Origin of the sequence: Streptomyces sp. So13.3 (genome assembly GCF_005860785.2) — a bacterium.
Lineage (GTDB): Bacteria > Actinomycetota > Actinomycetes > Streptomycetales > Streptomycetaceae > Actinacidiphila > Actinacidiphila fildesensis.
Genome location: NZ_CP048835.1, coordinates 6,047,606 through 6,059,847, shown reverse-complemented (window position 1 = coordinate 6,059,847; position 12,242 = coordinate 6,047,606). Strand labels below are relative to the sequence as shown.

The window sequence follows — 12,242 nt, the reverse complement described above, 5'->3', positions numbered from 1 at the left end:
GCCGCCGGACAGACCCTAGAGCCAGCCCTTCTCGCGGGCGATCCGCACCGCTTCCGCCCGGTTGCGGGCGCCCGTCTTCTGGATCGCCGTCGAGAGGTAGTTGCGGACCGTGCCCTCGGACAGCAGCAGGCTCCGTGCGATCTCCGCGTTCACCGACCCGTCGGCCGCCGCCCGCAGTACGTCCCGCTCGCGGGCGGTCAGCGGGTCCGCCCCGTCGGCCAGCGCCGCCGCCGCGAGCGTCGGGTCGATGACCCGCTCCCCGCGCAGCACCCGCCGTACCGCGTCGGCGAGCTGGGACGCCGGCGCGTCCTTGACGAGGAACGCCTCGGCGCCGGACTCCATCGCGCGCCGCAGGTACCCGGGGCGGCCGAACGTCGTGACGATCACGATCCTGATGTCCGGCAGCGCCTTGCGCAGCTGCGCCGCCGCCTCGATCCCGGTCAGGCCGGGCATCTCGATGTCGAGCAGCGCCACGTCCGGTGCGTAGGCGCGGGCCGCCGCCAGCACCTCGTCGCCCCGGGCGACCTGGGCGACCACCTCGATGTCGTCCTCCAGGCCCAGCAGCGTGGCCAGCGCTTCCCGCACCATCGACTGGTCGTCGGCGAGGAGGACTCGTACGTTCCGTGCGGGTGGCCCGCCGCTGGCCTCAGTCATACGGCCAGAGTAGGGCCGCCGCACCGTCAGGCCGTCGTACCCTCGGCGTCCACGTGCGGCAGCACCCGGTCGAGCCAGCGCGGCATCCACCACGCGTGCCGGCCGAGCAGCGTCATGACCGCGGGCACCAGCAGGAGCCGGACGATGGTGGCGTCGATCAGGACGCTCACCGACAGGCCGAGACCCAGCATCTTGATGACGATGTTGTCGCTGAGGATGAACGCGGCGAAGACGCTCACCATGATCAGCGCGGCGCAGGTGATCACCCGTGCGGTGATCTCCAGACCGTGCGCCACGCTGCCCTTGCTGTCCCCGGTGCGCTCCCAGGCCTCGTGCACCCGCGAGAGCAGGAACACCTCGTAGTCCATGCTGAGCCCGAAGACGATGGCGAACATCATCATCGGCACATAGCTCTCGATCGGGACCGTGCCGTTGACGCCGAGTGCCGGGCCGCCCCAGCCCCACTGGAACACCGCGACCACCACCCCGTACGAGGCGGCGATCGACAGCAGGTTGAGCACGGCGGCCTTGAGCGCCACCAGCAGACCGCGGAAGACGGTCAGGATGATGATGAAGGCCAGCCCCACCACCACCGCGATGATCAGCGGCAGCCGTGCGGAGATCAGGTCCAGGAAGTCCACCTGGGCGGCGGTCGTCCCGGTCAGATAGGTGCGGGCGGCGGTGCCCGACACCGCCTTCGGCAGGACGTCGTCCTCGAGATGGTTGGTCAGATCCGTGGTGCCCGCGGCCTGCGGAACGACCTCGGAGATCGCGGTGGAGATCAGCACCTGGCCGTTGCTGGTGGGCTGCGGCGGGCTGATGCTCGCCGCGCCGGGTACGCCGGTGAGCGCCTTCTGCACCGAGGTGGCCAGCGCCGCCCGGTCGGCGGCCGGTACGTCGGTCTGGTCGACCACGATGGTCAGCGGACCGTTGGCACCGGGCCCGAAGCCTTCGCTGATCAGGTCGAACGCCCGCCGGTCGGTGAAGCTGGTCGGATCGGCGCCGTCATCGATATGGCCGAGCCGGATCGACAGCAGCGGGATCGCCAGGACCGCGATCACCACCACCCCGCCGAGCAGGAACCACCAGGGGCGGCGCTCCACCCGCTGGGCGTACCGGTGCCAGCCGCCCTGCGCCTCGCCCTCCAGGCCCTGGGTACCCTCCGCGACGGGCTTGCGGAAGGTGAAGCGGTCGATCCGGCGACCGATCAGTCCGAGCAGCGCGGGGACCAGGGTGAGCGCGCCCAGCACCGCCGTGACCACGGTGACGCCCGCCGCCACGCCCAGCTTGCCGATGAAGCTGACCCGCGACACGTACAGGCCGAGCAGCGCGACGATCACCGTGCAGCCGGAGACCAGGACCGCCCGGCCGCTGGTGGCCACCGCCCGGCCCGCCGCGACGGGCGGATCGTCGCCGTCCATCAGCAGCTGGCGGTAGCGGGTGATCAGGAACAGCGCGTAGTCGATGCCCACGCCGAGCCCGATCATCGTGGCCAGGGTCGGCGAGACGCTCGCGAAGGTGGAGGCCGCCGCCAGCAGGCTCAGACAGCTCAGCCCGACGATCACCGCGATCAGCGCGCTGACGAGCGGCAGGCCGGCGGCGATGACGCTGCCGAATCCCACCAGCAGGACGACCACCGCGACGGCGAACCCGATGGCCTCGCTGGTGAAGTCCTTGGTGTCGGGCCGGGCGGCCTCGCCGAGAGGTCCGCCGTACTCGACGTCGATGCCCGCGGACCGCAGCGAGGCGACGGCGCCGTCGACGTTGCCGACCAGGGATTCGCCGATCGACGTGGGATTCTTGTCGAAGCGGACGGTGATGTAGCCGATCGTCCCGTCCTTGGAGATCGCACCCGTCGGCGGGGCGGACGCCGAGGCCGGCAGCGGGCTCGTCACCGAGGTCACGTGCGGGACCCTCTGGAGCGCGGCGACGGTCTGGTTGATCTGGTCCGTGACGCCGGTCAGCTGGCCCTTGGAGTCGTGCATGACCACCTGGGCGCTGGTGCCGCTGGAGGCCGGAGCGTTCTTCTGGAGCACCTGCTGGCCGGTGTTCGACCGGGTGCCCGGCAACGAGAAGTCGTCCGAGTACGTGCCGCCGAAGGTGTTCTGCAGGACGTGCAGCCCGGCCAGGGCGACCAGCCAGACGATGATGACCACGACGCAGCGCCGGGCGCACCACTCACCGAGCCTGCGCAGTGCTCCCGCCCGTTCGGAGCCGGGCCCCGGTCCGGCGCTCGTGGCACGTCGTGCAGCCATGCGTTCTCCCTGGAGCCCTGGGATGCGAACGGCGATCGGCGGACCGGCGCCGGCCGAGGCGGTCTTCGGCTGGTGACAGGTAGCCGACGGAGCTCCGCGGGAAACCGGCACACGTCCGAACGGGGGGACGCGACGCCGCCGCGTACCAGGTCAGGCGAGGGGCGGAACCGTCACCACAGGGGTACGCCGTGGCACGCTCGCGCTGAGCGTGAAACCGGTCGGCGCCGCCGGGCCGGTGGTGAGGCTGCCGCCGGCGAGCAGCAGGCGCTCCTCCAGGCCGGAGAGGCCGTTGCCGGGGCCGCCGGCGGGGCCGCGGCCGTCATCCGTCACGGTGAGGACGACGGTGCCGGCGCCGTCGTCGGACCGCTCGGTGAGGGTGATCACGCAGCGGGTGGCGCCGCTGTGCCGGATGACGTTGGTGATCGCCTCACGAAGGGCCCAGGCCAGCGCGCCCTCGGTGTCCGGGGCGAGCGCCGGGGACGTTCCGTCGTCCTGTGCGGCCGCGGTGGGCGGCAGCTCCACCGGGAGGTCGGCGGCGATGCCGGCGGCGGCCAGCGCGGTGCGGGCTCCGGCCAGTTCGGTGGCCAGCGTGGGGCGGCGGTAGCCGCTCACCGCCTCACGGACGTCGACGAGCGCCTGGCGGCTGACCTTCTCGATGTCGGCGACCTGCTGCGCGGCGTCCACCGGCCGGTCCGGGAGCATCCGGCCGGCCAGCTCGCTCTTGAGCGTGATCAGGGACAGCGAGTGGCCGAGCAGATCGTGCAGATCACGGGCGAGCCGCAGCCGTTCCTCGGTCGCGGCGAGCTGCGCCACGGCCTCCCGCGCCTCGCGCAGCTCCCGCATCGTCTGGACGAGTTGTCTGATGCCCACCATCGCGAACCCTCCGAGGAGGCAAGGGATCAGCAGCGCCGGAAAGAGGTCCCGCTGGGTGTCGACGAAGGAGCCGATGAGGGCGAGCGCCCCGGTGGCGGCCGGGATCAGCCAGCGGGACCGGGTCGGCGGCAGAACCGCCCCGCACGCCACCGAGACGTAGACGAAGAGCACCAGCCAGGGCTTGCCCAGGGTCGCCGAGGTGACCGCCGCCAGCCCGGCGAGGGCGCACAGCACCCAGTACACCCAGCGCTTCTCCTCCTCGGTGTTGGTCCGCAGGAAGACCAGCGACAGATAGGCGATGACGAATCCCGTGAGGCCCAGCGAGGCCAGGACGACCACCGCGGTCCCGTGGCCGCCGTGCACCAGGTCGTCCACCGGGGCGCCCAGGTAGAGCATCCAGATGGCGATCCACAGCAGCTTGACCACGGCCTGCCTGCGGGTCTCCGGCACGCGGCCCATGGAGGTGGAGTCGGCGGCCTCCAGCTCCGCGCGCCACGGCGCCCAGTTCTCTCGTCCGGCGCGGGCGCCGTCGGCGGGGTTCACGGACTTCACGGGCTTCACGGTGTCACGCCTTCTGGGTGTCCTTGCGGTACAGGTACGCCGCGCCGCCCGCGAAGACCAGCAGATAGACCAGCAGGATCGCGATGTCCTTCACATGCGGGGCGTCCCCGAGCTCGACGGCCTGGCCGAGCGCCGCGTAGGGCCGGGCCGGCAGGTACTGGGCGATGTTCTGCATCCACTGCGGGAAGGATGTGAAGGGCACCCACAGACCGCCCAGCAGCGCCAGCGCGAAGTAGGCGATCATCGAGATCGGCCGGGCGACATCGGCGGACGCGACGTAGCCGATGGCCACCCCGAGCGCCGCGAAGACGAAGCTGCCGGCCCAGCTGCACAGCAGGATCGCGACCCACTGCCAGGCGTCCAGGCGCACCTGCTTCACGGCCGCGCCGACGATCATGACGAGCAGGATCGACGGCAGGCTGATGGTGGCCGCCGAGGCGATCTTCGCGGTGACGTAGCCGCGGCCGGGCAGCGCGGTGAGCCGCAGCTGGCGCACCCAGCCCTTCTCGCGCTCCCGGGCGATCCGCTCGGCGTTGCCCATCAGGACGGCCGTCATGGCACCGAACGCGGACATCGCGACCATGAAGTACGCGACCGTCGACAGATCGGTGCCGGGCAGCTTCGCCTTGGGGTCGGTGCCCGCCGTGATGATCAGGAAGAGCAGCGGCGGATAGATCACCGAGAAGAACATGAACTTCTTGTTGCGCAGGACGCGCAGGATCTCCAGCTTGATCAGAGTCTTCATCGCTCTTCCGCCTCCTCGGCGGATGCCGCGTCGGTGATGGCGAGGAACGCCTGCTCCAGGCCGAGGCCCGCGACTTCGAGATTGCGGGGGTAGAGCCCCAGGCCGTAGACCGCGTGCATCGTCGCGTCGGCGTCGTCGGAACGGATCCGGACGGTGGCCCCGGACACCTCGACGCCCACCAGGTGCGGCAGCGCCCTGAGCGCGGGTTCGTCGATCGCGCCCTGGAGGTCGAAGGTGATCCGGCGGGCACCGGCCCGCGCCTTGATCTCGGCGGCGGTGCCGTCGGCGATGAGCCGGCCGCGGTGCAGGACCAGGACGCGGTCCGCGATCGCGTCCGCCTCCTCCAGGTAGTGGGTGGCGAACAGCACCGTGCGGCCCTCGTCGACCCGGCGGCGCATCGTCGCCCAGAACGCCTGACGGGCGGTGACGTCCATCCCGACGGTCGGCTCGTCGAGCACGATCAGATCGTTGTCGCCGGCGGTGGCGAGCGCGAAGCGGACCCGCTGCTCCTGGCCGCCGGAGAGCCTGTTGACCTTGCGGTCGCCGATGTCGGTGATGTCGGCGGTGGCCAGCACCTCGTCCACCGGGTAGGCACGCGGGTGCAGCGCACAGGCCAGGGAGATGATCTCCCGCACCGTCACGTCCTCCATGAGGCCGCCGCTCTGCAGCATCGCGCCGACCCGGCCCTGCGCGATGGCCTGCGCCGGGGTGGTGCCGAAGACCTTGATGCCGCCGGAGTCGGGGTTGCGCAGCCCGAGCAGCAGATCGAGGGCCGAGGACTTGCCGGCCCCGTTGGGACCGAGCAGCGCCACGGTCTCGCCTGGGTGCAGGGTCAGGGTGAGGTCGGCGACAGCGTGCACAGGGCCGAAGCTCTTGTTCACGCCGCTGAAGCCGACCACGGGTTCGCCCGTAGTGGGCCCGTCGGTCGCGGTCTGTACGGCTGGTGCGGTCATGGCATCAGCTTCGCCGAGCGGCGGGCCCTCCCGGCAGTGCCGGACATCGTGTCTTCCGCATGACAGATGTCATGGTCCGGACCGCTGCCGGGGGCCCAGGACGATACGACCTGGCGCTACTTCGCCACGTGCGGGATCACCACGGTCTTCTTGGACTGGTCCGACGAGTTCAGCGCCGGCAGCATCGCGTCGGCGACGTCCTTCGGGGTGACGGCGGACTTCGTGCCGTTGTCCCGCACGATGAGCACGCCGGTGAACGCCTTGCCGTACAGGTCCTTGAGGACGACCAGGTCGAAGGACGGCTGGAGCTTGCCGTTGGCGTCCGCGACCATCGTCAGGAACTTGGGCAGCGACTTGTTCGGGCCGAACGGGACCTTGTGCGAGCCGTCGGCCTTCACGGTGACGATCCCGGCCATCGCGGACTTGCCGAAGCCGGCGATCGCCTCGTCGATCTGGGCCTGGGTGACCTTCGGCTGCACGGTCGTGGCGGTCAGCTCCACCAACTGGTCCCGGCCGGTCTCGGCGCGGGTCCGGTACGCGTCGGTGACCTTCTTCATCGAGCCGTCGACGTCGACGGCCTGCCGCGGGGTGCCGGGTACGCCGACGGCCTTGCCGCTGACGAACTTCACCATGCCCTCGGAACCGGATCCGCCGGCCGCCTGTTGCGACAGGTTCTGCAGCGCGGACTTCAGCTTCTCGTCGTCCTCGACGAGCACGGGTTCGGCCGGCCGCGCTCCGCCGAGGAGCGAGCCGATCACCGAGACCGGGTTGTAGTCGGTGTGCGCGACGGAGCGGACGGTGGCCAGGTTGTCGATGGAGAGGCCGGCCACCGAGGGCTTGAGCTCCAGCGTCCGGGCGCCGATCTTCACCTTGATCGGGGCGGTGATGCGGTTGCCGAGCTTCGCGTCGAGCGCCTTGACGGCCTCGTCGCGCGACTTCCCGCCGATGTCGACACCGAGGACGGTGGTGCCCTTGGGCACTTCGGCGTGGTTCATCAGCAGGCCGGCGCCGTAGGCGATACCCGCGAGGAAGACCAGGAGGCCGCCCGCCAATATCACCTTGGAGCGGCCCTTGGGCTTCGCCGGAGTGCTGTCCGCCTCGAAGCGGTAGGAGTCCTCGCCGGCGGCCGGCGGCTTGGGCGTCCTGGGGCCGGCGGGCACCGTCGGGATGCCGCTGACCAGCGTGTCGCCCGACACGCGCCCACCGGGAGCACCGGGGGCGGCGGGAGCACCGGGCCCGGTGGTGCCGGGGGCGGGCTGGCCCGCCAGGGGCAGCCGCGCCGCGCCGGTCACCGGGCCGGTGGTCGGTCCCGCCGGTCCTTGCGGACCCTGGCCCGCGGGCGGCTGGTAGGCGGGGAAAGGCGTGCTGCGGTCGCCCTCACCGGGCGCTCCGCCCGGCCCGAACGGGGGGCCGTTGAACGCCGGGTCGGCGAAGCCGGGATCGCGGTAGGACGGGTCGCTGAACGCGGGGTCCTGCGGGGCCAGCGGGTTCGAGCCGGGCCACGGGGTGTCGTCCCGGTTCCCGGGGAAGGCTCCCGGGCCACCGAGCGGGGTGCCCATCGGCGGCGCCAGGTACGGGCCCGCCGTCGGCTGTCCGCCGGCCGGCCGGGGGTCGCGGACGTCGTCGGGGAACTGCAGGCCGGCGACGCTGATCGGCTGGGTACTGTCCGATGCCGGAGGCGGCGTGGGACCCGGTGCGGGGGACGGCGCGGGAGCCGCCGCGGAGGTCTTCCGGGGGGCGAACCAGTCGCTGGTCCGCTCCGGCCCGGGGGCCTCGTCCGGCTCCGGTTCCCCGGCCGGCTCGGCAGCGGGCGCGGGCGCCGGCACGGCGTTCCAACTGAACGCGGGGCGGCCCGGGTCGGGGTCGCCGGACGGTTCCGCGGGCGTGCGGTCCTCGACGGGGGTCCGCATGACCAGCGGCGGAATCGGCCGGGATCCGGGGATGTTGATCCGGATCCTGGTGGTCATCGTGGTCTCGGTCCTGGGCTCCTCGGCGGCCGGCGGCACCGGTGCCTCGGGCGTGGCGTCGCCGTCCTGCGACCCCTCCTGCGGGTGCAGCGACGGAAACGGGCGGGTTCCGTACGGCGGGGTCCCCGACGGGTACGCGGCCCCGCCGCGACCCCCCTGGTTCCCGGAGGACGAACTGTCAGTTTCACGACTCAAAGCAGGCTCTCCCGGTTAGCTTCGCCACCTCACGGCCATCCTCAGGCGGCTCGCCAGCGCGCACCACCATACTGGGCGGCGCCGGAGCGATCCCCGTGACCGGTGGAACGCTCGCTCCTCAGCACACCACGGACAGCGGGTCAGCCGCCAAGTCGGGAGTCATTAGCCCCGGATGAGGGCAATTGCGGCAAAGTGGCGCAGACCACTCCCGCGAGTGCTCCCCCCAACAGATAGATGTACGGGCCGATACCGGCCGCGAAGAGGAAGTCGCCCTCGGGTCGCGCGGAGCTCAGCAGCATCACGGTGATCAGCCACACGGCGCCCGGTACCGCCGCTCCCAACCGGGTGCCGGTGAGCTTCACCCCGCCGTAGAACAGCCCCGCGACGCCCGCCAGCGCGAGCAGCAGCCCGCCGGGGAACCAGCCGTCCTGGACCAGCGCGCCCGCCCCGCCGACCAGCGCGGCGAGCACCCCGAGCACGAGATACGACACGGTCCGGCCCGTGCCGCCCATCCCCGCGCGGCCCGCCGATCGCTGTGCTTCCTTGCCCGCACCCGCCGTCGTGGCCGGCCTCATACCCGCACCCCGACGAACAGGTCGTCCTCGCGCTCCGCGCCCGCGGTCCCCTGCACCAGCACGTAGTACTCGGAGGCGAACAGCGGCTGCCCGAGGTCGTTGGAGAGGGCGAAGAACGGGCCGTCCACCGCGATCTGGGTGAAGTGGGCGCGCATCGCCGCGGCCTTGCGCTCCCCGTACGCGGTCCCGTCGATCGCCGCCGTCACCTTCGCGTCGTCGACCACGCCCGGTACGTCGTCGGCCGAGGCGATCCCCTCGAAGGGGATCTCCTTGCCGGCCGCCTCGAGGGCCGCGAAGCCCTCCTCGATCACGGAGCGCGGTACGCAGTTCCAGTAGATCTTCTCGATGGCGTGGCCCTCGGCCGCGGCCAGCTCGGCCGCGCGCATCGCGACACGGTGCGCCTGGATATGGTCGGGGTGCCCGTAGCCGCCGTTCGGGTCGTAGGCGACCAGGACCTGCGGCCGGACCTCGCGGATGACTTCCACAAGATGGCCGGCGGCCTCGTCCACGTCGGCCTGCCAGAAGCAGTCCGGGTTCTCGTTCTGGACGACGCCCATCATCCCCGAATCGCGGTAGCGGCCGGGCCCGCCCAGGAAGCGGTGATCGGTGACCCCGAGCTCCTTCATGGCCGCTGCGAGCTCTCCGATGCGATGCCGGCCGAGGGTGTCGTCACGGTCCGCGGCCAGATGCGCGAGATCGGTCGGGATGACCTCGCCCTCTTCGCCGAGAGTGCAGGTCACGAGGGTGACATGGGCGCCTTCGGCCGCGTACTTGGCCATCGTCGCGCCATTGTTGATCGACTCGTCGTCCGGGTGCGCATGGACGAGCAGCAGCCGCCTGGGAGGGAGATCGCTCATGGGGAGAGCGTAACGACCCGGTGCGTGCCCCTCAGAACTTGAAGCCCCCGATCATGCCCGCGACGCTCGTCGTCAGCTGCTGGATCGTCGGGGCCACGGAGGAGCTCGCCAAGTAGAAGCCGAGCAGCGTGCAGACCACCGCGTGGCCGCCTTTGAGCCCAGACTTCTTGACCAGCAGGGCCACGACGATCAGCAGCAGCAGCACCGCCGAAATCGATAGCGCCACAACGGCTCACCTCCCAGGTACGCAGGGGCACGACACTTGCCAGTTGCTACTAACCCTTACCCACACACGGCAACTGATCATAACTTTCCGTGCCACCGCATATCTCGGTGCACGGAAGCACGCGGGGGCGCATAGCCGGTTTTCCGCCAGACCCGGTCGACGCCGGTACGGCCCTCTAGGGTCGGTGGCATGACTGAAGAGCTCTCGTTTCCACGTCAGCACGCCCGGACGCAGCGCTTCTCGCTGGGCTCACCCCGGGCGTTCACCGTCTCGCCGGACGGGGAGCGCGTGGCGTTCCTGCGGTCCCGGTCCGGGACCGACGCGTCGAATCTGCTGTGGATCCTCGATCCGGAATCCGGTCAGGAGCGCATCGCGGCGGATCCGGCGGCGCTGCTGGCGGGGGCCGGCGAGGAGCTCTCCGCGCAGGAGCGGGCGCGGCGGGAGCGCAGCCGTGAGGGGTCGTCCGGGGTGGTCGGCTATGCGGTGGACCAGGCCGTGGAGCTGGCGGCGTTCGCGCTCTCCGGGCGGCTGTTCGTGGCCGAGCTGCGGGCCGGGACGGCGCGCGAGCTGACCACCGCGGGCCCCGTCGTCGACCCCCGGCCGTCGCCCGACGGGCGCAGGGTGGCGTACGTCGCGGGCGGCGCGCTCCGGGTCGTCGACGCGGACGGCGGCAACGACCGGGCGCTCGCGGAGCCGGACGGCGACGAGGTGACGTGGGGGCTGGCGGAGTTCATCGCGCAGGAGGAGATGAGCCGCAGCCGCGGCTTCTGGTGGTCGCCGGACGGTGAGCGGCTGCTGGCCGCCCGGGTCGACGAGACCCCCGTACAGCGCTGGTGGATCGCCGACCCGGCCCATCCGGGCCGCCGCCCGGCCGAGATCGCCTACCCGGCGGCCGGTACGGCCAACGCGGTGGTGACGCTGGCGCTGGTCGGCCTCGACGGTTCCCGGGTGGACGTGGAGTGGGACCGGGAGCGCTACCCGTATCTCGCGCAGGTGCACTGGTCGGCGGCCGGCCCGCCCGTTCTGCTCGTCCAGGCGCGTGACCAGCGCAGTCAGCTCTTCCTCAGCGTCGACACCGACTCCGGCCGCACCGACCCGGTGCACGCCGAGGAAGATCAGGATTGGCTTGATCTTTTCCCCGGGGTGCCGGCCTGGACGCCGGACGGGAAGCTGGTCCGGATCGCCGACATCAAGGGGGGCGCGAAGCTCCCTGGAGGGGTGGTGGCGGGCGACGGGCGGGCCGGGGCGCGCGTCCTGGTCGTCGGCGACCGGCCGCTGACCGGCGCGCAGCTGCACATCAGGGCCGTGCTCGACATCACCGCGGACGACGTCCTCGTCTCGGCGTCGGCCGGGGCCGCGGCGGACACCCCCGAGATCGGCGAGATCCACGTCTACCGGGTGGGCGAACACGGCGTCACCCGGGTCTCGGACGAGCCCGGCGTGCACTCCGCGGTCCGCTCCGGGCCTCTGACGGTGCTCACCTCCGCGACGCTGGAGACCGCCGGCGCCCGGGTGCGGGTCCTGCGGGACGACAAGCCGGCCGCCGTCATCACCTCGTACGCCCAGCAGCCGGCGCTGCGGGCGGTCGTCCGGCTGACCGAGGCGGGCGAACGCCGGATCCCGGCGGCGGTCCTGCTGCCGACCGGATACCGGGAGGGCGACGGGCCGCTGCCGGTCCTCATGGACCCGTACGGCGGGCCGCACGGCCAGCGCGTGGTGTCGGCGCACAACGCCCACCTGGTCTCGCAGTGGTTCGCCGACCAGGGCTTCGCGGTGATCGTCGCGGACGGTCGCGGCACCCCCGGCCGCTCCCCCGCCTGGGAGAAGTCCGTCGTCGGCAATCTCGCCGGGATCACGCTGGACGACCAGGTCGACGCGCTGCACGCGCTGGCCGGGTCGTACCCGCTGGACCTGGACCGGGTCGGCATCCGCGGCTGGTCGTACGGCGGCTATCTCTCCGCGCTCGCCGTGCTGCGCCGCCCCGACGTCTTCCACGCGGGCGTCGTCGGCGCGCCCGTCACCGATCTGCGGCTGTACGACACGCACTACCAGGAGCGCTACCTCGGCCACCCGGACGAGCACCCCGAGGTGTACGCCGCCAACTCCCTCGTCACCGACGAGGGGTTGTCGGGTGCGGCGGACCAGGTCCGGCCGATGATGATCATCCACGGTCTCGCGGACGACAACGTCCTGGTGGCGCACTCGCTGCGGCTGTCCTCCGCGCTGCTGGCGGCGGGCCGGCCGCACGAGGTGCTCCCGCTCTCCGGGGTCACGCACATGACCCCGCAGGAAGAGGTCGCGGAGAACCTGCTGCTGCTCCAGGTGGCGTTCCTCAAGCGGACGCTGGGCGTCGCGTAACCACCGGTGGCAGAAGCCGCGCG

General features: G+C 72.1%; 10 protein-coding genes. 1 reads left to right on the top strand and 9 read right to left on the bottom strand.

Annotated features, from left to right (window positions below; translation table 11 throughout):
* Positions 1 to 15: 15 nt before the first annotated feature.
* The 9 genes from C8250_RS27410 to C8250_RS27370 form a co-directional block, all read right to left on the bottom strand.
* The gene (locus C8250_RS27410) at positions 16 to 654 is read right to left on the bottom strand and encodes a response regulator transcription factor (RefSeq protein WP_138351016.1); all 639 of its coding nucleotides are present in this window, start codon (positions 652 to 654) and stop codon (positions 16 to 18) included.
* A 26-nt stretch (positions 655 to 680) separates the two neighbouring features.
* Positions 681 to 2,909, bottom strand: a complete 2,229-nt coding sequence (locus tag C8250_RS27405; RefSeq protein ID WP_138351017.1) for an MMPL family transporter — start codon at positions 2,907 to 2,909, stop codon at positions 681 to 683.
* Positions 2,910 to 3,059: 150 nt separating this feature from the next.
* Positions 3,060 to 4,241, bottom strand: coding sequence for a sensor histidine kinase (locus C8250_RS27400; RefSeq protein ID WP_138351087.1), 1,182 nt, complete (start codon positions 4,239 to 4,241; stop codon positions 3,060 to 3,062).
* Positions 4,242 to 4,347: 106 nt separating this feature from the next.
* Positions 4,348 to 5,088 carry an ABC transporter permease gene (locus C8250_RS27395; protein WP_138351018.1) on the bottom strand — a complete coding sequence of 247 codons (741 nt, stop codon included), beginning with the start codon at positions 5,086 to 5,088 and terminating at the stop codon, positions 4,348 to 4,350.
* Positions 5,085 to 6,041, bottom strand: a complete 957-nt coding sequence (locus C8250_RS27390) for an ABC transporter ATP-binding protein (RefSeq protein WP_138351019.1) — start codon at positions 6,039 to 6,041, stop codon at positions 5,085 to 5,087. Before C8250_RS27390 ends, C8250_RS27395 begins: the two co-directional genes overlap by 4 nt.
* A gap of 116 nt (positions 6,042 to 6,157) precedes the next feature.
* Entirely contained in the window at positions 6,158 to 8,203 is a 2,046-nt protein-coding gene (locus tag C8250_RS27385) for a hypothetical protein (RefSeq protein ID WP_187145000.1), read from the bottom strand.
* A gap of 140 nt (positions 8,204 to 8,343) precedes the next feature.
* On the bottom strand, positions 8,344 to 8,715 hold the full coding sequence (locus C8250_RS27380; protein WP_138351088.1) for a DUF6113 family protein: 372 nt from the start codon (positions 8,713 to 8,715) through the stop codon (positions 8,344 to 8,346).
* A gap of 59 nt (positions 8,716 to 8,774) precedes the next feature.
* Entirely contained in the window at positions 8,775 to 9,635 is an 861-nt protein-coding gene (gene mshB, locus C8250_RS27375; protein WP_138351020.1) for an N-acetyl-1-D-myo-inositol-2-amino-2-deoxy-alpha-D-glucopyranoside deacetylase, read from the bottom strand.
* Between the two features lie 31 nt (positions 9,636 to 9,666).
* Positions 9,667 to 9,861 (bottom strand): hypothetical protein, encoded by a 195-nt coding sequence (locus C8250_RS27370; protein WP_138351021.1) that lies wholly within the window; start codon positions 9,859 to 9,861, stop codon positions 9,667 to 9,669.
* Positions 9,862 to 10,050: 189 nt separating this feature from the next.
* On the opposite strand from C8250_RS27370, the gene C8250_RS27365 reads away from it, so the two are divergent.
* On the top strand, positions 10,051 to 12,219 hold the full coding sequence (locus tag C8250_RS27365) for a prolyl oligopeptidase family serine peptidase (RefSeq protein ID WP_138351022.1): 2,169 nt from the start codon (positions 10,051 to 10,053) through the stop codon (positions 12,217 to 12,219).
* Positions 12,220 to 12,242: the final 23 nt, after the last annotated feature.